This is a genomic window from Streptomyces xingningensis (assembly GCF_054957865.1).
Genome location: NZ_JBDJPF010000051.1, coordinates 33,410 through 54,165 on the forward strand (window position 1 = coordinate 33,410; position 20,756 = coordinate 54,165).

The following is a 20,756-nucleotide window of genomic DNA, read 5'->3' on the forward strand; positions in this document are numbered from 1 at the left end:
TAGGCCCGCCAACAACGGGGCCTCGCGACGCGCCCAAAGACCGCTCCGCACCTACAACCGTCCCTCGTGGCAGTCGTGGGGTCTCGGACGGATTGGAAGGACGTGCAGGCATGCCAACCACTCCGTCGTTCATGCCGACTCTCGGGACGCGGCCAGGAGTTACAGGAACAACTCCAGGGCCAGAGGGATACCTGGCGGTCGGCACCCGCCCAGGCAATCCGGTGCTGGGTGCCGGAGGCATGGGCGCACCCGGTAGCCGACCGGGTATGCCGGTGTTGGGCAGCGTCCGAGCAGGCGGCACACTCGGCACACCAGGAATCGGCACCGAGGGGACCGGCAGAGGCGAATGCCCAGACGGATGTACTCGGCTATCCGGTACAGGGGTGGGTGCGGGCGGCGTGGTCGTTGTTTCAGGGGAAGGCAGAGTGGTCGTATGGTCGATCCTGGTGCCCGGTGCGTGTTCAGCTGGCGTAGGGATATGGGCCTGTCCATTCGAGCCGCTTTCGCCCGCATGGGAGACGCCACTGGGCGTGATTCTGTCAGCTCCCGAAGCGAAGGCCGCACCTGCCGCAGCGGCGCCACCAGATCCACTGCCGCCTGAACCGGCTGGAGTTGACCCAGTCGGTATCTCCTGTTCAGGTTCGTCACCACGTGCGAACTCACCCGGCAACGGCGGAAAGTTCGGCTCCTTCAACTTGCCCAAGTCCGTGACCGCGGTCGTGTAGTACGAGTCCACCGTCGTCATCGCCTGGACAGCCGCCGTGTGCTTGTCCTTGTCGGAGCAGGTCCGCAGCTCCACTGTGTCCGGGTTCGTGGAGCACAACTTGCTCACGGCGTCCGGCATGTGGCTCTTGCCCTTGGTCAGGCCCTCCCCCGCGACGTTCATGACATCGCCGGCCGCTTTGGCGTAGTCGGCCATGGCGGTGGTTTGGAGTACCAGTTGGCCGCCCCAGGTGCGGAAGGCGTGGGCGGCCTCCCCCTCCCACTTCACATGCGCAACATGGGCCTTGATTTCTTCACCGATGCCCTTGATGTCCTCGTGCACCAGCTTCAAGGTTTCGGACGCGTGAAACAGCGGGCCTTCCTTGGCGCCGGCAAGCATGGCTGTGAGTTGCTCAAAGGTGTAGCCATCAAACTTATCAGTCATGTGCCTCTCCCTCCCTGAGCTAGCTTTCCATCTGCTTGCCGCCGCCGTGCTTCGTCGGCGTACCGCCGGCGCCCGGTGCGCCCGGTTTGGGCTCCGGCTCGTGGTACTGCTGCCTCAACCGCGCCTGAATCGCCCGCAATCGCGCCGCCTGGTCCACATCGAGGCTGTCGTAACCTTTGTCGGCAGCTTGGACCGCCAGCCCCATGCCCTCGATCAGGTCGCCGAAGGTCTTCGACATCTCCGTCAGGCGCGCATGAACCCTGTCATACTCGCGAGCCAGTGCCTCGGCCGCCGCAAAGTTGGTCCCGTATGTGGCCTTATCGACCTTCAGGCTATCGATGGACTTGGGCGACGAAGGCGACTTCTCCAGGAGTTTTAGGACATCCTCGATACGGCCCTTGAACTTCTCCAGCGTCTCGTCTTTCTGGACCAGGTCCTTGCCGAACGGCGTGTGTGACCTGTCACCCCGATCCATCGGCTGCACTGCGCCCCTCCCCATACGGCACCACGGTTACCAGTCTGCACTTTAGCCACACATCATGTGGCCACCAACTACTTTCCCGTTAAGGGTCCTTGACGATTTCGGAACAAGTTTCGATTCGAACCATCCATCCAATGACTGGCGGCCCGTCACTCAGCCCTCCGCCGCCTCCGCTGATCCCGCACCACTACCGCCGTACCCGCGATCACCGCGACCAACACCGCCGCCCCGCCCAGCGCGTAGGTCGCAAGGCGCTCGCGCCGCTCCTCGGGGGTCTCCCCCAAGGTCAGCGCCGCCGGTTGGGGGGCGCGGGCCTGGCGGGACGGGCGCTTGTTCAGGGTTACGTGGTCCAGGGGGCGGGGGTCTTCGGTGAGGGCTCGGACGGGGTCCACGACGCCGTAGCCGATGTAGGGGTCACGGTCGTTGGTCGGGCGTTCGGCGGTCTGCTCTATCTGCGCGACGACCTGGTTCTGCTTCCAGGTGGGGTGTTTGGCGCGGATGAGGGCTGCCACTCCGGCCACGTAAGGGGCGGAGAAGCTGGTGCCGTTGTCCACGCACTGGCCGCCCTTGGGGACGGTGGAGACCATGCCGACGCCGGGGGCGGCGACTCCGATGAAGTCGCCCGCCTGGGAGAAGGCGGCGCGTTCGTTGTTGCGGTCGGAGGCGCCTACGGCGAGGACGCCGGGGTAGGCGGCGGGGTAGGTGCGTTTGGTGGAGCCGTCCATTCCGTCATTGCCCGCCGAGGCGACGACGACGATGTCGTGGTCGAGTGCGTCGCGTACGGCGAGTTCCAGGTCCGAATCGGCGCTCAGCGGCCGGGTGGTGTCCTGGGAGATGTTGATGACGTCGGCACCGTCCGCGATTGCCTTTTTGATGCCAATGGCGAGGGTCTTGGAGGTGCCGGTTCCCTTTTCGTCGTTCTGGCGGATGGAAATGATGGTGGATTCCGGGGCGAGGCCCACAAAGCCCGTACCGGGCAGGGGCCGGGCGGCGATGATGCCCGCGACCTTGGTGCCATGGCCCACGACGTCGGCGGTCTGACCCTTGTCGGCGTCCTTGGGTTTGGAGAGGAGGTCGGCGCCGGCTTTGGTGTCGACCGCGGCTTTGAGTTGGGGGTTGGTGGTGTCGACTCCCGTGTCGATGACGGCTACGCGGATGGCCCGGCCCTTGGCGGTTCTGCCCATGGTGCTCTGCCACAGCTGGTCGAGGAGGACGCGCTGGAGCGACCAAGGGGTGCCCTTGATCTGCTTGGCGGGGTAGGTGCATTCGCCGTTTCCGGCGAGGGAGATGGACGGGATGGAGGGGGGTGAGGGTGGGGCTGCGGAAGTGAGGGTTGCCGTGGTGAGGAGGGTGAGGGCGGCCAGGGCGGCGGTCTTGCGGGGGAGGTGTGGGCGCATGGTCGTCACTGGTGTCCCCTACGCGCCCTGGGGCTGCTTGGCGCTGTTGGCGTCCAGGCGGGGGCCGGTCGGCAGGAAGGCGGACCAGTTGGCGGGGACGGGCACCGGGTCGACGCTGCGGTAACCCAGCCTGATCTGGGCCTCGTTGGCCTGAGGCTGGGCGGGAGCGGCGGTCTGTTGCTGGTCGGGGTTGTCGGGGTCTTCCTGCGGGGCGGGGGTCTGGGTGTCGTCGCTGTTGCCGATCTTCGACTTGCCGGTGGCGCTGTCGCTGTTGGACTGGACGGCGTAGCGCAGCCCGGTGTCGGTGACCAGGAAGACCGAGCCGCTCTTGGTCTGGTGGCCGGTCACCTGGCGGTAGAGGAGTCCGGAGCCGGGGGTGACATAGGCGCTGGCGGCGCCGTCCGGGATGGTGGCGGGGTAGTCGGTGCCCGCCCAGGTGCCCAGTTCGGGGGTGCCCTGGGAGGTGAGGCCGCCGAAGATGCTGCAGATGGTGTTGTTGGGGGAGGAACCGGCGGAGGTGTCGAGGGAGTTGGTCTGTTGCGGTATTTGGGTCGGCCAGCGGTAGGCGCCGGAGAACTCCTCGTCGCTCGGGGTGAAGGCGGCGGCGCTGACCCGCTCCGGGCGGCCGGCCTGGCCGAGGGAGGTCAGTTTCTTGCTGTTGAGGAGGAGTTTGGCGACGAACTCGGAGACTCGCTGGACCTTGCCCTGCAGGACCACGTAGTTCTGGGTGCCGGTGCCGGTGGGGGCCTCCAGGACCATGCCGATCTTGTTGGCGTTGGCCGGGAGGGTGCCGATTCCGGCGTTGGTGCCGATGGCGCCCGGTACTTCGGGGAAGGTGATCGGCGTTCCGTCGTTGAAGGTGTCCAGCCAGTCCTTGGTGACGCGCTGCGGGCGGGCGCCGTCCTTGAAGATGGAACGCAGGAGGAGGTTGTGGTCGGCGGGGTTGGCGGTGCGCCAGTCGGGGCCGCCGAGCAGGTATTTGGTGCCCTGGGGATCGACGAGGTAGCGGGCGTCGTCGGGGCCTTGGACGTAGAGGGCCTGGCCGCCGTGCAGGCGTTGGCTGCCGGTCAGCTTCTTGAGCTTGGGGTCACCGCCGGCGAAGAGGAAGACGGCCTTCTGGGTGGTCCGGCCGTTGCCGCCGGGCTGTTCGCAGACGGCCCACTGCTTCTTCTTCCCGGCCTCGTCGGAGCCGGGCATGCGGTCGGGTGCGTAGGGGATGCCGAGCGTCGGGCCGCGCGGGATGTGGCCGTTGTCGAGCTCGGACTCCTTGACCTTGATGACGGAGGACTTGTCGGAGTTGAGGAGCAGCTTGGCGGAGGCGAAGTTGAGGACGGGGTGCAGCTGCTTCTTGCCGTCGGTCTTCAGCACCACATAGCGGGTGGTGGAGTTGGAGCCGACGATGACATGGGCGGCGACGTCGTCCCAGCCCTTGGGGGCGGCGGGCTTGAACATGCCCCAGGCCCCGAATCCGGCGAGGAGCAGCGCTCCCACGACGACGCCCGGGAGCACGGTTCGCAGGGGGCGTGGGGCGCCCTCCTCGGTGCCGGTGGGGGACGGCTGGAGAAATGCGGCAACCGTCCGCTTTTTCGCAAAGGTATAGGCGTTGAGCTCATCCCGCCGTGATGTCATCTGTAGCTGTTTCTCCCCATTGGTCAGCCCTGGTTGAGCAGGCCCTTGCCCTCGATCCCGTTGTCATAGGGAGCCTCTACTATGCCGGTAGGCGGTGAACGCATCGCGACGGGGGATGCCTGTCGGCGCGGCAACGCCCGATCAGAGGCATGGGGTTCGGTTCGGGTTGGTCTTCTTCGAGGAGGCAGGGGCGGGGATGGCTGTCGCAACGCGCGTACGGTCCGGGGGCGGTTCGGCGGGTCGGCAGCGGCCGGGGCGCCGGGGCGGCCGGTCGCGTACGTCCGCGGCGCAGGTGTCGACGACACCGCAGTCCGCGGCGGTTGCGCCGCGGGTCGCCTCGCAGCCGGGGCGAGTGGGGCCGGTGCGGCTGCAGCAACTGGTGTTGATCGAGGTGGCGGCGGCCATGGTGCTGGCGGCCTGGGTCGCCGGTGGGCGGATGTTGCTGGTGCCCGCGTCGGTGGTGGCCGTGGTGCTGGTGCTGGTGCTGCTGGCGCTGGTGCGGCGGGCGCGGCGGCCGATAGCGGAGTGGCTCACCGCCTGGGTCGCGCTGCGGCGGCGAGGTCGGCGGGCGGCGCGGGAGGGGGCGCCGGGCGGGGTGGATCCGCGGTTCACCCCGGTCGTGGAGTGCGAACCGGCGCTGCGGGTCGAGTCCTTCGCCGATCGGGAGGGCCGTCCGGTGGGTGTGGTCGGGGACGGCACGTTTGTGACGGTGGTGCTGCGGGTCGAGGCGGTGGACGCGCCATTGCGCCCGCACCGGGTGGAGAGGGCCCTGCCGCTCGCTCTGTTGCGGGATGCGATGGACATCACGGACATCCGACTGGAATCCATACAGGTGGTGCAGAGTGCCCTGCCCTCGCCCGCCCCGCATCTGCCCGGCCAGGCGCTGGCCGCTCGTAACTACACGCCGCTGCAGGCGTTGACGGGCTCGCCGGCCGTGCGGCTGACCTGGGTTGCGCTGAAGCTCGACCCCGAGCTGTGCCCGGAGGCCGTCGCGACCCGCGGTGGCGGGGTGGCGGGTGCCCGGCGCTGTGTGCTGCGGGCGGCCGATCAGTTGGCGAGCCGTTTGCAGGGGGCCGGGTTCAGGGCGTCGCTGCTGTCCGGGGAGGAGCTGACGGCGGCGGTCTCGATGGCCGCGAACATCAACCCGGCGGCCACGGCCAAGGCGAGCCGGGCGGGCACGCCCGGGCGGCGTACAGTCGAGACCTCGCGCACCTGGCGGTGCGACGACCGGTGGCACACCTCCTACTGGGTCGGCCGCTGGCCCCAGTTGGGCCCGGGGGCAACGTCATTGCCACAGCTGGCCGCGCTGCTCACCTCGCTTCCCGCCCTGTCGTCCACCCTGAGCCTGACGCTCGGGCGGGGGCGGGCGCGGGGCGGTCGGCATACGCCGACGCTGACCGGTCATGTCCGGGTGTGCGGCCGTAGCTCGGATGAACTCATATCGGTGCGCCGGGAGTTGGAGCGGGCGGCACGTGGGGTGAAGGTCGGGCTGGTCCGGCTGGATCATGAACAGGTGCCTGGAGTGCTGGCCACCCTGCCCTTGGGAGGTACTCGCTGATGAGCACCACCACTTCCCCGGCCGCCGGCCGCGGTTCCCGGTTCGGCTTCGGTCTGCGCGGGCCCCGGCGCGGGCGGCATGAGGTCACCGCCGAGCAGTTGGAGCTGCTGGGCCTGCCCGTCGGTGACGACGGAGTGGTCATCGGCACCGACGCGCAGGGCGCGCCCGCCGTGCTGGGGCTGTTCCGTACCGCCCCCTTCGATGTGCTCCTGGTCGGCGGGGCATGGACGGCGCAGATCCTCGCCCTGCGCACGGTCGGTACGGGCGCCCGGGTGGCGGTGGAGACCGGGCGGCAGCAGCTGTGGACGGCGCTGGCACAGGGCGCCAACACCGGTCAGCAGTCCATCACTCTGCACGAGGTCGGCCGGGTGCCGCCGACGGGGCCGTCGGTGCACAGCCCGGTGCTGATCGTCCGCGACTGCGGGGTGCGCCCGCCGCACGGGCGGGTGGGCCCCGCGCCCTGGCAGGCCGTGGTGACCCTGCTGCCCTATCCGGGTCCGTCCACCGCGCGGTTGATGACCCATGCGGATCTGGTGGGCGTGCAGCGGGTGTCCCCGGAGGAGGCGAGTCAGATCGGGCGGACGATGGGGCTGACGGCTGCCGATGTGGAGGCGCTGCCCAGTCTTCCGGACGGGGTCACGCTCTGGTGCACTCGCTCCTCGCGGGCCTATGTCACCACCACGCCGACCGACCCCGAGGCGGGGCTGCTGGGGGCGGCCCGGCGGATGGACTGAGGGCATCCTCCGGTGGCCCTTGGGCAGCGGCGCCCTAGAACACGGGCATGACGCTCAACTTGCCGCTGCCGACCACGAATACGCGGTTGCCCGCTCCCGCCATCTGGTAACGGGCGTCGTCCAGCAGCCGCCCATGTTCGGTGTCGCGAGCTTCCAGCTCCCCTGGGCTGTAAGTCCAGGCGACCTTCCCGGAGTCCCGGTGCACGGCCATGAAGCCGGTCTGTCCGTGGATGTCGGGGGCCACCCAGACGGTGTCCCCCTGCAGCACGGGCGGCAGCGGCCAGGGCAGGGTGCCGGGGAGTTCCCGCTGCCAGGTCACCTTGCGTTCCCGCTTGTCGAGGCGGCAGAGCCGGGCGCCGTCGGTGGCGTACAGCAGGTCGCCGTCGACGGCCGGCGGGCCCCAGCCGGTGTCGCTCTTGGCAGGCACCGACCACAGCTGCCTGCCGGTCTTCACATCCCGGGCCGTGAGCGCCTGGCCGCCCAGGTAGACGGTGCTGCCGGAGACGACCGGAGGCATCCCCATGGCCGACTGGCCGGGTGCCTTCAACTGGCTGGACGCCTCCCACTTCGAGTCCCCCGTGCCCGCGTCCAACGCGACGACCTTGCCGTCCGTGCCGGTGACGACCAGTCGTCCCTCGCCCGTCGCGCCCCACGCGGGGGTGAACTGGCCGCTGCTCACCGGCAAGGAGCGGGACCACAGCGGGGAGCGGTTGGCCAAGCCGAAGGCACACAGGGTGGCAGTCGCCGTATCGCTCTTGACCAAAGTGGTGAAGTAGACGGCCGAGTTGTCCGCTGCGATGAGGGCTTTGGGCCGCTTGTCCGGCTTCGCGGACCACAGTCGCTCGCCCGTCGTGCTTCGGATGCCGAGGAGCTCACCCCCCGGTCCGGCCACTACCAGCAGGCCGGGCGAGGGCGCGATATACGCCTCCCCCGGCAGGCCCCACACCTCCTCGCCGTTGGTCACCCGGCGACCGGTGATCTTGTCCCCCACGCCGACCACCACCAGGTCCCGCAGCGGCAGGGGCCATGCCGGCGCACCGTGGACATAGCTGGGCCCCCACAACTCGGGCGGTGCCGCACCGTCGTTGTACTCGGCCCGCGTCAGGCGCTTCGCCACCCAGGTGGTGGCCGTTGGGGTGGTGGCGGTGCCCGGCTGCCGGATCGGCTTGCCGTCCTTGTGCAGCAGCCACAGCGTTCCGGCGCCGCCGGCCGTCAGCACCACGGCCCCGCCCGCCGCCAGAGCGGTGATCAGGCCTCTCCGGCTCGGCGCCGCCCCCGGCCCGGCACCGGGAGTGCCGGTGAATGCCGCCAGCTTCCTGGCCTCCGACTCGCTTCGGGAAATGTCGTCGGCGATCGGGCCCTTGTGCCAGATCCGCCGGGGGTCCCTCGGCGGCGCCAGGTCCACGGCGATCCGCTCCGGCAGCGGGCGGTCGGCCGGGTCCTTCGCCAGACAGGGCTCGATCAGTGCGCGCAGTGGATCCGCCACGGCCGTCAGGTCCGGGTCCTCGTGCACCACTTTGTACTGCACGGCCGGCACATTGGTGCCGTCATAGATCCGGCGTCCGCCGGCCGCGAAGGCCAGCACTGCGCCCAGCGAGAAGACATCGGCCGCCGGACCCACCCGCCGCCCCAGCACCTGTTCGGGCGCGCCAAAGCCCGGCGTGACCGGAACATGGCCGGTGGCGGTGAGGGTGAAGCCGTGCTCGGGGCGGGCGATGCCGAAGTCGATGACGCGCGGACCGGTGGAGGTCAGCACCACATTGGACGGCTTGATGTCGCGGTGCACCAGCCCCGCCGCATGGATGTCGCGCAGGGTGTGCGCCAGGGCCGCGCCCAGTGCCCGTACCGCGGCCGGGCCGAACGGGCCGTGGCGGGCGATGGCCTGCTCCAGCGTCGGCCCGGCCAGGAACTCGGTGGCGATCCAGGGCCGTCCGCCCTCGGTCCACGCTCCCAGGACCCGGGCGACTCCCGCGCTGTGCACCGCCTGTGCGGTCCGGGCCTCGCGGAGGAAGCGCTGGGCCATCTGCGGGTCGTGCGCCAGTTCCGTACGCAGCACCTTGACCGCGGCCGGCCGGCCGGCGTCGTCCCGCCCGAGGAAGACCTTGCCCATGCCGCCCGCGCCGAGCACTCCGAGGAGCCGGTAGGGGCCGAGCCGGAGGGGGTCGCCGATGCCGAGAGAGCGCATGCCGTTCGGGTCTTTCCAGGGTGGTGGGACAGCGGAGTCGGGGGTGGTGCGGTGGGATCATTCCAAGAGCTGGGATCACTCCAAGGGCTGGGATCACTCCAAGGGCATGGCGCAGATGTAGTCGCCGCTCGCCCAGACGATCAGCCGGGCGCGCCGGTGGATGGCGAAGCCCGCGCCGAGACCGCCGGGCACGTCCATGGTCCAGGCGGTCCGCTGGGTGTGGCGGTCGACGGCGGCGATCTGGGTGCGGCCACTGGTGGATTCGAGCGGGACATAGACGAATTTCTCGCCGACCAGTGGCGGAATGTCAAAGCTGATCGGGACATCGCCGAAGGTCTTGTCCCATAGCAGTGTTCCGCTGCGGGCGTCCACGGCGATCAAGTTGCGGTATTCCTCGTTCGCGTAGACGACACCGTCCTTGATCGCCGGTCTGCCATAGGGGTTCAGTTTGCTTCCTACGCGGCCGTTGTCACGCCCCTCGCCGAACTCCCAGGCCTTCTTGCCGTCGGTTGTCCGGTACAGGCTCAGCAGCTTCCCCTTGAGGCAGACATGCCCGGCGTCCACCGCGAGCTGTCCCGGCAGGGGGGACTGGTCCCCCAAAGCCAGCCTCGGGATATTGGTGTCCAGCACCATGGCGCCATCGCTCGTTCTGAGGGCGCCCAGCCAGTCGTTGCTCTGCACGTCCTTGCCCACGGCCATGCGGTCGATCACGCGGGTCAGCACCAGACGGCCGTCGGCGAGCCCGGCGGCGAACTCCCTCACCATTTGCATGCGGTCAAAACTGAAATCGTGATGCCAGCGCTCCTTTCCGGTACGGAGATCAAAGGCGGAGACGCGGTGTTCCAGGTCGCGGTCCCAGGAGTACTGGACGTTGCTCTTGTGGGCGAAGAGGTATACCGCTCCCTTGTCGGCGGCGAGCGCTTGCGGCTGGAGATACCGGTCGTCGGCGAAGAGTTCGGAGAGATCGGCGTCCAGGGTTTGTGGACGGCCGTCCTTGATGCTCAGCGACGAAAGGCCGGGCGCCGCACCGTCCTTGGTGTGCGGCGGTGTGAACGCATAGATCCGCTCACCGTCCGTGGTGACCTGCAAGGGCTGCTTGACCGCATCGCTGATCCACTTTCGGCTGCCGGTTCCGGCGTCGAATGCGACCAGTCCCTTCCGGGACATCACCACCACATGGTCCCCGACCTCCGTGGGCGCAAAGCCGGTGTCGGCCTTGTCGAGGGTGGCCCACCACACCGCGCGTTCCGGGACGTTCGCCGGACGTGTCCGGCGAGCGGATGGCGTGGCCGTGGGGGTGGGTTTGGCGGCCGGGGTGGTGGTGTCGTCCCCGCGCCCGGACCACGCCCAGATACCCGTTCCCAGCGCGCCCAGCCCGAGGACCGAACCGCCGGCCACGGCCAGCAGTCCGCGCCGTGACATTCCGGGAGACGGCTGTTTTGCGGGTACCGGCGCGGCGTGGGCCGAATGCGGTGGCAGGGGCGGCCGATGGGGTTGAACGCGCCAGACGTCGGCGCCGCGCCGGGCGATATCCGCCAGTATTCCGTCCGGCAGAATGTCGGCGAACTGCGGTTCCTCGGGGCCGAATTGTCCGGCCAGTTCGGCGGTGTCCGGCCGGTTCTCGGGGTCCTTGCTCAGACAGGCGCTCAGTATGGGCAGCAGAGCGGCGGGCACTCCGGTCAGCTCGGGCTCCGCATAGCGCACCCGATAGACCAGATCGGCCGGGCGGCCGGTGCCGAAGGGGCCGTGTCCGGTCGCCGCGAAGACCAATACTCCGGCGAGGGCGAACACATCGCCCGCCGGGGTGTGTTCCAGTCCGGCCGCCTGCTCCGGGGACATAAAGGCCGGAGTTCCGGCGGCGGTTCCGGTATGTGTCAACGGGGTGTCGCCCACAGCCCGGGCGATGCCGAAGTCGATGAGCTTCGGGCCGAAGGCGGAGATGAGGATGTTGGACGGTTTGAGGTCCCGGTGCACCACGTCGGAGGCGTGCAACTGCCCCAGCGCACCGCACAGTACGGCGCCCAGGGCGCGCACCGTCCGCCCGGGGAGCGGGCCGCCCGCGGTCACCGCCTCGTCGAGCGATGGACCCGGCACATACTCGGTGGCCAGCCAGGGCAGCGGAGCGAAGGGGTCCGCGTCGAAGACCTGGGCTCCGTACCGCCCGCCCATGACCCGGGCGGCGTCGGTCTCCAGCCGGAACCGGGTACGCAGGGTGAGGTCGTCGGCGAACTGCGGGTGCACCGTCTTCAGCGCGACCGTACGGCCGCGGGCGGACCGGGCGAGGTAGACGGTGCCCATGCCGCCGCCGCCCAGTCTGGCCAGCAGCCGGTGGCCGCCGAGCTCCATGGGGTCTTCGGGAACGAGAGGGAACAGCATGCGGGTCAGCCCGTCCCGGATTCCGCGGCCAGCAGTTCGGACGACTGCCGGGCGAGGGCGGCGATGGGCCGGGGCGGCAGCCAGCCCGGCCCGAGGAGCGCGGCCGCGCGGCCGCCGCTCAGTACGGCCGCCGGTGGGGCGTATGGGTGGGGAGCGGGGCCGAACGCGCCGCCGGCACCGGGTGCAGTGGCGGTCGACAGCAACCCATCGAGAACCTGGGTCATTTGCTGGCGATTGTCTGGATTGCTGGCGATACAGGAGGAGATGAGATGGCGGAATCGCTCGGGCAGTTCGCTCTGCTTTGGGGTTATATGTCCCGTTACGGCGTAGGCCAGCACCGCCCCCAAGGCGTAGACATCGCCCGGTGGTTGCGGGCGCCCGTCCGGCGCCGCCGCGCGGGCGGCGCCGAAACCGGTGAGCCGAGGGCCGTCGGCGGCCAGCAGGACCGCCGCCGGGGAGATGCCCGCGTGGGTGATGCCCGCCTGGTGCAGCACGACGAGCGTCTCGGCGAGCGCGGCGCCCAGGGCGACGGCGGTGTGCTCGGGGAGCGGTCCGCCGTGCGCGGCGAGCGCGGCGGGCAGCGGCACGGCGGGAACGTACGGACCGGCGCGCCAGACCTGCCCGCCGGGCGGCGCGACCTCGTCCACGACGGCGAGCCAGGGGGCGGACAGCCTCCGGGCGCCCTCCGCCTCCACGGCCGCCCTGCTCTCGTCCGTGCCTTCCAGCGGGGTGCCGATCAGCACCGTACGGTCGCCGTCCGCGCTGCGCGCGATGAAGCGGTGCTCAGCGGCCGGGACGTCACTCAGCCGCGCGTCCAGCCGGGCCAGCACCCGATATGGGCCGATCCATTCCGGATCGCCCAGACGCGGCGGTTCCATGTGCGGTGTCCCTCATGTCGACATTACGGAGGCATACGGAGACAGGAGCCTACCCATATGTCAATCCGGGATTGACGGCACCCATGGTCTCCATGGCTTCCCGGGGGCCGGTGACGTACCGCGCACACCCAAGGGGCCGGCGGGCCTGCCGCAGTGTCACTGATGACGATTAGTCTTGATGACTGTACGCACTTGGGAAGCCGGCGCCGGAGCCAGCCCGCAGCGTGGCGGCGGGGAATCCGGGCGGCCGGACCATGGGAACGGCCCGCTCCCGCCAGGTGACTTCACGGGGCACCGGGCCACACCAGCAGGAGGCAATGTGAGCAGCGATCGGGACGAGATCCGCGCGGCCGGGATCACAGGCGGCGAGAACCGGTCCGACGCCGGTCACGAGCGGGATCCGGAGCAGGAGCAGGAGCGGACCGGCGAGTTCACCATCGACTACACGCCGCCCGCCTGGTACATGCAGACCACGCCGTCCGGCGAGGGGACGGGGGCGGCCTCGGCATCGACCCCTCCCCTGTCTCCACCTCCGGCTGCGCCGACGCCTTCGGCTGCGCCTGTGCCGTCCGCCGGTGATCCGCTGCCGGTGACGCCGCCGCGGGGCCCGGCCGGTGAAGTCCCGGAGGGGGGCGCGGTGTCCGAGGGCGGTACGGCCGACGGAGAGGCCGCCGAGGGCGGTAGGCCCGTGCGCGGGGCGACGCTGCGGCTGTCCGCCGCCGAGCTGTTGAACGAGATCACGGAGCGCGTCGGCAAGACAGACGAGCCGGATGTATCGGAAAAGTCGGGTGGGGAGGCGGGGGGTGCCGCGGTCGGCGGTGCGGCCGGCGCCGCCGAAGTCCCGGAGGGCGCCCCCGAGGTGGCGGGTGGCACTCTGCGGAGTGAGGGCACCATGCGGTTCTCCTCCGCGGCGCTGCGGAGGAGGGTCGAGGAGGGCAAGGGCGGGGAACCGGTGGACGCACTGATGGCCACGCCGGATGTTCGAGATGCCCCGGATGCGCCTAATGCCTCCACGGAGTCATGGACCCCGCCTTCGGTGCCTCAGACATCGCTGCCGCCCCTGCCGCCGGACTTCCAGCCTGCGACTCCCGTCCCTGTTCCCGTTCCCGCTCCGATCGCGCCCACCCCCGGCGATGGGGTGGCACCGGCCGTCTGGGCTCCTTCGGCGCCGCAGGCCGCGCTGCCCGGCGGGCCCAACCCCGCTGCGCCGCAGGGCGGTTATGGGGCCGTGGGCCCCGAGGCGGCACAGGGCGTTCCCGCGCTGCCGGCCGCGCCTCAGCCGGGGCAGGGGGGCTTCGGTCAGCCGGGGCCCTATGCCCAGGGGCCCGTGACGCCTGTCGGTCAGGACGGCTATCAACTGCAGCAGCCGGCGCCACCGTCGGCTCAGCCACCCGCGGCTCAGGTGCCCGCTCCGGCTCCGGCTCCGACGTACAACCTGCCTGTGCCGAACGGTGTTTACGGTCAGCAGCCGCAGGGTGTGCCGCAGAGCGCGCCCGCGCTGCCGGCCGCGCCCCAGACGCCGGGCGGCTATGGCTACCCGGGCCCGGAGAGCGCGACAAACGGCCCCGTCCAACCCGCGCAGCCCGCCCAGCCGGTACAGCCCGTCCCGCCCGTTCAGCCTCTGCAGCAGCAACCACAGCAGCAGCCGCAGCCGACTCCCGGGGATCCGAACTCACTGGCCCCGCAAGCCCCACAGCCCAGCCCCGTCCAGGATCCGCGCATTGCCGGTCCGGTGCCGCCCGGCACGCCCGCCGATCCGCGCACCGGTGGCTGGCCCACCGTGACGCCCGAGCAGCGCCAGCGGTCCGTGCACGGCGCGCCGTTGGGTTTCACCGCGGCGGTGGAGCTGTCGTCGGAGCGCCTGCTCAAGAGCAAGCCCAAGCCGAGGAGGCAGAGCAGCGGCAGCCGGTTCAAGTTCGGCGGCAAGAAGGAAGAGGCCGAGCGGCAGCGCAAGCTGGAGCTGATCCGTACGCCCGTCCTCTCCTGCTACCGCATCGCGGTCATCAGCCTCAAGGGCGGCGTCGGCAAGACGACCACGACCACGGCCCTGGGTGCCACGCTGGCCAGCGAGCGGCAGGACAAGATCCTTGCGATCGACGCCAACCCCGATGCGGGCACGCTGGGTCGCCGGGTGCGGCGTGAGACGGGTGCGACGATCCGTGACCTGGTGTCGGAGATCCCCCGGCTGAACAGCTATATGGACATCCGGCGTTACACCTCGCAGGCCCCGTCCGGCCTGGAGATCATCGCCAATGACGTGGACCCGGCCGTCTCGACGACCTTCAACGACGAGGACTACCGGCGGGCGATAGACGTGCTGGGCAGGCAGTACCCGATCATCCTCACCGACTCGGGAACCGGACTGCTCTACAGCGCCATGCGCGGAGTCCTCGATCTCGCCGACCAGTTGATCATCGTGTCGACGCCGTCCGTCGATGGGGCGAGCAGTGCGAGCACCACGCTGGACTGGCTCTCCGCGCATGGTTACAGCGAGCTGGTGTCGCGAAGCCTCACGGTCATTTCGGGGGTGCGGGAGACCGGCAAGATGATCAAGGTGGAGGACATCGTGTCCCACTTCGAGACCCGGTGCCGGGGTGTTGTGGTGGTGCCGTTCGATGAACATCTCGCGGCGGGGGCGGAGTTGGACCTCGAGATGATGCGGCCGAAGACGCGGGAGGCGTACTTCACCCTGTCCGCGATGGTGGCGGAGGATTTTGTGCGGGCTCAGCAGGGGTTGTGGGGCGGGGGGCCGCAGCAGGTCCAGCCCGCGCCGGGTGGGTATGCGCCGGAGGGCGCGGGTCCCATGCCGGGGCAGCCCGGGCCGGGTGCCGCTCCGGGAGCGTACAGTCCTTACGGCCCCGGGCAGGCGCCGCAGCCGATGCCGCCGGGGGCGTATCCGCAGCAGGGTGGGTGGCCGCAGCAGCAGCCGCCCCAGCCGGGGGGGTATGGGTATCCGCAGGGGTAGGTGCGCGGAGGGTGGGGGTTTCCCCCACCCTGCCCCTTCCCTTGACCGGGGGCTTCCCCGAAACACCGCTGCGCGGTGTTGTCCTCAGACGCCGGACGGGCTGGATGGGGTCGCCTCGTGCGCGGCCACCAGGTCCCGGGCCCGGCGGACATCGTCTGCCATGCATTCGAGCAATGCCTCGATGGAGTCGAACTTCTCCATGCCGCGCAGGTAGGCGAGGAAGTCGACGGCCACCTGCAGCCCGTACAGGTCGAGGTCCACGCGGTCGATCGCATAGGCCTCGACCGTTCGCTCGGTCGCGTCGAACTGCACATTCGTGCCGACCGAGATGGCCGCGGGCATCGCCTCCCCGGCGACGACCAGCCAGCCCGCGTAGACCCCGTCCGCCGGGATCGCGGTGTGCGGCAGGGTCTCGACGTTCGCGGTCGGGAAGCCCAGCTGGCGGCCGCGCTGTGCGCCGCGGACCACCACTCCCTCGACGCGATGGGGGTGGCCGAGGATTTCCCTGGCGCCCGCGACATCGCCCTCGGCGACCAGGCGCCGGGTCAGGGTGGAGGAGAACGGCAGGCCGTCCCCGGCCTCGCCGGACAGCCTCAGGTCGACGACCTCGACGCCATAGTCATAGGTGCTGCCGAGTTCCTCGAGGAAGGCGACGCTGCCCGCCGCGCGGTGTCCGAAGCGGAAGTTGGGGCCCTCGACGACCAGCTTGGCGTGCAACTTGTCGACCAGCACCTTCACCACGAAGTCGGCGGGCGAAAGCCTGGAGAACTCCTTGGTGAACGGCAGGATCAGCACCGCGTCCACACCGAGTTCCGCGATCAGCTCCGCGCGCCGGTGGTGCGGCGCCAGCAGCGGCGGGTGGCTGCCGGGCCGGACGACCTCGCTGGGGTGCGGGTCGAAGGTCACCACCACGGAGGGCACCCCGAGCTCACGCGCCCGCTCGACCGCGCGCCCGATGATCACCTGGTGCCCTCGGTGCACCCCGTCGTACGAGCCGATGGTGACGACGCTGCGCCCCCAGTCCTGGGGGATGTCCTCCAAGCCACGCCAGCGCTGCACTGTGCCCGCTCCTCGCCCGAACCCGAACTTGTGTCTGTCGATTACGCAGGTCTAAGAGTGCCATGCCGGTTGCCGACGGTCCGCATCGGCCGGTGCTCCGCCAGGCTTCTCCCCCGACCCGTCGGGATCGTCCGCCTCATCCGCCGCCGCGGGCTCGTGCTCGACCTCCGGCTCGGTGCCGCCCGCGCTGAGCCTGACCCGGGCGGCCGCTCCCACCACCTCCGCCCACTGCGCGGGCGCCGACTTCAGCCACCCGCGCACCCGGGTGCCGAAGGCCGGGATCTCCCGGGCCAGCTGCGTCATCCGGCGGTCGAAGCAGGCGGCGCCCTCCGGGGTGCGGTTCATCAGCTCCCCGGTGCGCAGCACGAGGGCGCGGGTGCGGGCCTCGGGGTACTCCGCCGCGCCCGCGGCCACCGCGCGCAGCAGCACGTCCAGCACGGTGATGCCGTGCTCCTTGGATTCCTGCTCCTCACGCTCCAGCAGCACCTCCAGCAGCTCCTGGCGCAGTGGGCGCGACTGCGGGGCGCCGGGGGCGGCGAGGACGGGCGCCAGGGCGCGGCGGACCTGGGCGGGGCGGGTGCGCAGCAGGTCGGTGACGAGCGGGAAGAGGACGGCTCGGGCGGCGGGGCCGTCTTCCAGCCGCCGGTCGATGAAGTCCGCGGCGTGCCGGGCGTCTTCGGGGCGGTGTTCCAGGTGCTCCCTGACCAGTGCGGCCGCGCGGCGGGCCAGGGTGGGGGCGGTGACCTCGGCGAGGGTGCGCAGGACGGCGGCGGGGCCGTCGCCGAGTTCGTAGAGCCGGGCCCGGAAGGCGCCGAGCACCGGTTCGGGGTGGGTGCTGAGGGCGGCGGCGAGGGCGCTGGGCGGCAGGTGCGGGTCGCCTGCCGCGAACCGGGCCAGGGCCTGTGGGAGGTGTTTGGCCCGGGTGTCGTGGTCGCCGACGAGCAGGGTGAGCGCGGTGCCGTGCAGGGCGTCCTCGGCGGGCCGGGCGAGCAGGGCGAGGGCGGAGTAGCGCAGCAGTTCGCGGTCGGCGTCGGTGGTGACGTGGGGGGCGGCCTTGAGCCCGTACGCGGCGGCGGCGACATGCAGTTCGACGCGGTCGTCGTGGGCCCAGCGGTCCACGGCGCGGCAGAGCGCGGAGGGCTCGTCCTCGGTGAGTGCGGCCAGGAGTTCGTCGGCGCGGGGGTGGGCGGTGCCGACCAGTGCCTCGGTCAGGTCGTCCAGGGCCCGGCGGCGGTGGGTGTGCAGCAGTGCCTGGGCGGCGGTGGCGACGGTGGGCGGGGCGAAGTCGGCGCTGTCGTCGGGGGTGGCCAGCAGCGGACGGTCGTCGGTGAACCAGCGGCAGATCAGGGGCTGCGCGGCAGCGGGGTCCTCGAGGAGCAGGGCGGCGGTCGCGGGCAGGAAGCGGTCGGAGGCCGGCGGTGCGCTGTCCGGGTTCGCGCCGGGCGGCGGGCCGTCGGCGGGCAGCAGGCGGCGCAGCAGGTCGAGGCGGTCGGCGAGGCCGAGGCGCAGCCGGAGCCAGAAGGACGGCCCGAATTCGGTGAGGCCCCCCAGGACGTCGGTCGCGTCGGCGGCAAAGCCTCCGGCGGCGCGGGAGCGGGCCGTGACGCGGTCGGCGAGGAGGCGCAGCACGCGGAGGTAGGGGGTGGCGTCGGGGACGCGCAGCAGCGTTTCGGCCAGCAGATGGGCCGCCCACCAGGCGGGGTCGGTGAGGGTCTGCCCGTTCTGCCGCGCGCCCTTGGGTACCAGGATCTCCACCGCGTGGACCAGCGCGGTGAGGCGGCGGGAGAGTTCGGTGGGGCCGGAGCGCCGGGCGAGCATGATGAGCGCCTGGAGCACGGGGCCGATGCGGTGCCGGGGCACGGGCAGGGGTCTGGGCGTCTCCTGGGGGCTGGGGGTGGTGCGGCGGCCCTTGCGGCGGCCGGCCCGGGGGGACGGCCGGGAGGACGGCCGGGAGGACGGCCGGGAGCCGGGCGGGGGCGGCACATGGCCCTCGGGTGGGCCGGCCGGAGCGCCGCCCGGGCGGGACGGGAGGCGGACGACCGCTTCGGCGGGTGGGCCCTCGGGTTCGTACCAGCGGTGGACCAGGGCCTGCAGGGCGGCGTCGAGGTCGAGGTGGGTGCCGTGCAGCCAGTCGGCGAACTCCTCGTGGGCGAAGCGGTAGCCGGCGCCCGCCGGGACCAGCAGGCCCTCGGTGAGGACGGCGGAGGCCCAGCCGGTGCGCCAGGGGAAGAGCTCCTCGAAGGCTTCGCGCTCCAGCTCGCCCTGGCCGGGGCCGAGGCACAGCCGGGCCGCCTCGTGCACCTGCCCGGCCACCCGGGCGGCGAGCCGCCGCACCGCGGCGCCGCGCAGTGGCGGGCGCTTCGCGGCGGCCAGCCGGACGGCGATGCGCAGGCAGATCAGGTCGAGGTAGGCGGAGAAGACGTCCCAGCGGTCGGGGAGGCCGCGGGCGTCGGCGCGTCCGGTGCCGGCCGGGAGGGCGGCCCGGACCTCGGCGAGCAGGCGGAGGGCGAGCGGGTGGCCGTCGTCCGCCGGGTCGATGGCGTCGGCGGGGATGGCATAGCCGGTGCGGGCGGCGGCGGCCTGGTCGGGGGTGAGGTCGCAGAGCCGGACACAGGGCGGGAGGGCGGGTGAGGACTGGACGGGGTGGGCGGCACGGAGGGTGGCGGTGGGCGAGTGGAGGAGGGCGGGCGGGAAGAGCCCGCCGGCTGTCTCCCAGTGCTCGGGGCGGCAGGCGACGATCAGCCGGGTGCCGGTCTCCTCCAGCCAGGCGGCCGTGCCGGTCGTCCAGGCGGGCAGGGCGTGGGCGAGCAGGGGCGGCATCTCCTCGGGGCCGTCCAGGAGGACGAGCAGTGGCCGGGCGACGCGGTGCGCGAGTTCGGCGACGGCCTCGGGGGTGGCGGTGGCGGTGTCCCCCACGGTGCCGGTGGCCCCGGCGGAGGCGGTGACGATGCGGCCGGCCGCCTTGAGGGCCCGGGCGATGGCGTCGCGCACGCTCTCGTCGTCCGCGCGCAGGTCGGCTCCGCGCAGCCAGAGGGTGGGCGCGGGCTCGGGCCCGCGGGCCCGTCGCCCGGCGAGGGCGCCGAGTTCGGTGGTGCGGCCCGTACCGGGCTCGCCGACCAGGCCGAGGACCCGGGCCGGGTCGCCCTCCCGGGGATCCAGGAAGTGGGTGAACTCCCGTTCCGTCTCGGGGCGTTCGACGGGTTCGCGCCAGGCGTGGGGGGTGGCCACCGAGCCCAGGGAGGTGGCGGTGAGCTGGAGGGCGCCCGCCAGATTGAGGTCGGGGCCATAGGCGGGGACGGTCGCCGCATTGCGCTCCAGGAGCTCCGCGAGCGGGCCGCCCGGACGGGCGGCGGCGGTGGCGTGCAGCGGGATCGCGAAACCCGCGGCCCGGCGGTCGGCCTGTAGCGCGGTACCGAGGACGGCGACGACGGCTCCGGTTTTCGCGTCGAGCACCGGCCCGCCGGTGGCCTCCTCGCCGAGCCGCAGCGCGGTGCGCTCGGCGATCGACAACTCCAGCGCGGCGCCCAGCAGATGGAAGCGGTCGGTCGCGGTGTAGGTCACCAGGGCATCGCCGACGACCTCGGCGTGGTGCCAGCGGCCGGCCCGCAGCCGTACCTTGGTACCGCACCCGATGTGCGCCGCCGCGGCGATGGGCAGCGGTGGCATGCCCAGCCCCTCGGTGCGCACCAGGGCCAGGTCGCACTCGGCCAGCGGGGTCACCGCCTCGGCGCCGACCACCCAGGTGCGGTCGCCGGGTGCGTGCAGCACCAGGCAGGCCAGGCCGTCGACGGCCTCATGGCTGGTGATCAGGGTGGAGCGGTCGTCGGCGGGGAAGCCCGTGCCGCGTGGCCGCCCGGCGAGATCGGTGATGCGCACCAGGGATTCGCTCGCATCGGTCCGCCGACCGCTCATCCGCCGAACCTCCCCGCCGTGCCGTCAACGCAGTCATGGCGACAGCCACCCGTCCGTCTACGCAGTAATGGCGAGAGCCACACGTCCGTACGTTCCGACGGTAGGCAGCGGTTGATCGGCGGGACAGATCGCGGGCTGAACGCGCCCCCTTCCACCCCCTTGGTTCACTCCGAGCGCCTGCCCATTGGGGTGAATCCTGCGTATCAGATGGATAGACAGCCGGTGAGGGGGATCGTCGGGGGGGGGGGGGGGGGCGCGCGCCCCCCCCCCGCGGCCGCGGGGGGGGGGGGGGCCGGGGGGGGGGGGGGGGGGGGGTGGGGGGGGGGGGGCGGGGGGGGGGGGGGGGGGGGGGGGGAGCCGGAAGGGCGCGCCCGCGCCCCCCCCCCCCCCCCCCGCCCCCCGCCCGCGCGGGCCGCGCGCGGCTGGGGCAGCGGG

12 protein-coding genes are annotated in these 20,756 nt (G+C 71.9%); 4 read left to right on the forward strand and 8 right to left on the reverse strand.

Features of this window, described 5'->3' with window-relative positions:
- Positions 1–844 precede the first annotated feature (844 nt).
- Positions 845–1,165: a hypothetical protein gene (locus ABCR83_RS23845; RefSeq protein WP_462697194.1), complete on the forward strand. Its 321-nt coding sequence runs from the start codon at positions 845–847 to the stop codon at positions 1,163–1,165.
- Position 1,166: 1 nt separating this feature from the next.
- On the opposite strand, the gene ABCR83_RS23850 is transcribed toward ABCR83_RS23845, so the two are convergent.
- From ABCR83_RS23850 to eccB, 3 genes are all read right to left on the reverse strand, one after another.
- Positions 1,167–1,631 carry a hypothetical protein gene (locus ABCR83_RS23850; RefSeq protein WP_462697195.1) on the reverse strand — a complete coding sequence of 155 codons (465 nt, stop codon included), beginning with the start codon at positions 1,629–1,631 and terminating at the stop codon, positions 1,167–1,169.
- 146 nt (positions 1,632–1,777) lie between these two features.
- On the reverse strand, positions 1,778–3,025 hold the full coding sequence (mycP, locus tag ABCR83_RS23855; RefSeq protein WP_462697209.1) for a type VII secretion-associated serine protease mycosin: 1,248 nt from the start codon (positions 3,023–3,025) through the stop codon (positions 1,778–1,780).
- Positions 3,026–3,043: 18 nt separating this feature from the next.
- Positions 3,044–4,654, reverse strand: coding sequence for a type VII secretion protein EccB (gene eccB, locus ABCR83_RS23860; protein WP_462697196.1), 1,611 nt, complete (start codon positions 4,652–4,654; stop codon positions 3,044–3,046).
- A gap of 196 nt (positions 4,655–4,850) precedes the next feature.
- Here eccB and eccE point away from each other — a divergent pair, with 196 nt between their 5' ends.
- Entirely contained in the window at positions 4,851–6,212 is a 1,362-nt protein-coding gene (gene eccE, locus ABCR83_RS23865) for a type VII secretion protein EccE (protein ID WP_462697197.1), read from the forward strand.
- Positions 6,212–6,946, forward strand: a complete 735-nt coding sequence (locus ABCR83_RS23870; RefSeq protein ID WP_462697198.1) for a hypothetical protein — start codon at positions 6,212–6,214, stop codon at positions 6,944–6,946. The genes eccE and ABCR83_RS23870 overlap by 1 nt, the downstream gene beginning before the upstream one ends.
- A gap of 34 nt (positions 6,947–6,980) precedes the next feature.
- On the opposite strand, the gene ABCR83_RS23875 is transcribed toward ABCR83_RS23870, so the two are convergent.
- The 3 genes from ABCR83_RS23875 to ABCR83_RS23885 all read right to left on the reverse strand — a co-directional run bounded on the left by ABCR83_RS23875 (position 6,981) and on the right by ABCR83_RS23885 (position 12,385).
- Entirely contained in the window at positions 6,981–9,131 is a 2,151-nt protein-coding gene (locus ABCR83_RS23875; RefSeq protein ID WP_462697199.1) for a serine/threonine-protein kinase, read from the reverse strand.
- A gap of 93 nt (positions 9,132–9,224) precedes the next feature.
- Complete coding sequence (locus ABCR83_RS23880) at positions 9,225–11,507, reverse strand: protein kinase domain-containing protein (RefSeq protein ID WP_462697200.1); 2,283 nt, start codon at positions 11,505–11,507, stop codon at positions 9,225–9,227.
- A gap of 5 nt (positions 11,508–11,512) precedes the next feature.
- Entirely contained in the window at positions 11,513–12,385 is an 873-nt protein-coding gene (locus tag ABCR83_RS23885; protein WP_462697201.1) for a protein kinase family protein, read from the reverse strand.
- A 319-nt stretch (positions 12,386–12,704) separates the two neighbouring features.
- Between ABCR83_RS23885 and ABCR83_RS23890 the strand changes: the two genes are divergently transcribed.
- Entirely contained in the window at positions 12,705–15,350 is a 2,646-nt protein-coding gene (locus tag ABCR83_RS23890; protein WP_462697202.1) for an SCO5717 family growth-regulating ATPase, read from the forward strand.
- Positions 15,351–15,434: 84 nt separating this feature from the next.
- Here the strand turns inward: ABCR83_RS23890 and ABCR83_RS23895 are convergent, their stop codons facing one another.
- Both ABCR83_RS23895 and ABCR83_RS23900 read right to left on the reverse strand, forming a co-directional pair.
- On the reverse strand, positions 15,435–16,409 hold the full coding sequence (locus ABCR83_RS23895; RefSeq protein WP_462697203.1) for a bifunctional riboflavin kinase/FAD synthetase: 975 nt from the start codon (positions 16,407–16,409) through the stop codon (positions 15,435–15,437).
- 51 nt (positions 16,410–16,460) lie between these two features.
- On the reverse strand, positions 16,461–20,321 hold the full coding sequence (locus tag ABCR83_RS23900) for a serine protease (protein ID WP_462697204.1): 3,861 nt from the start codon (positions 20,319–20,321) through the stop codon (positions 16,461–16,463).
- Positions 20,322–20,756 lie beyond the last annotated feature (435 nt).

Coding starts and splice junctions, on each gene's coding strand:
- eccE (WP_462697197.1), top strand. CDS start 4,851: ATGGCTGTCGCAACGCGCGTACGGTCCGGGGGCGGTTCGGCGGGTCGG.
- ABCR83_RS23880 (WP_462697200.1), bottom strand. CDS start 11,507: ATGCTGTTCCCTCTCGTTCCCGAAGACCCCATGGAGCTCGGCGGCCAC.
- ABCR83_RS23875 (WP_462697199.1), bottom strand. CDS start 9,131: ATGCGCTCTCTCGGCATCGGCGACCCCCTCCGGCTCGGCCCCTACCGG.
- ABCR83_RS23900 (WP_462697204.1), bottom strand. CDS start 20,321: ATGAGCGGTCGGCGGACCGATGCGAGCGAATCCCTGGTGCGCATCACC.
- eccB (WP_462697196.1), bottom strand. CDS start 4,654: ATGACATCACGGCGGGATGAGCTCAACGCCTATACCTTTGCGAAAAAG.
- mycP (WP_462697209.1), bottom strand. CDS start 3,025: ATGCGCCCACACCTCCCCCGCAAGACCGCCGCCCTGGCCGCCCTCACC.
- ABCR83_RS23885 (WP_462697201.1), bottom strand. CDS start 12,385: ATGGAACCGCCGCGTCTGGGCGATCCGGAATGGATCGGCCCATATCGG.
- ABCR83_RS23870 (WP_462697198.1), top strand. CDS start 6,212: ATGAGCACCACCACTTCCCCGGCCGCCGGCCGCGGTTCCCGGTTCGGC.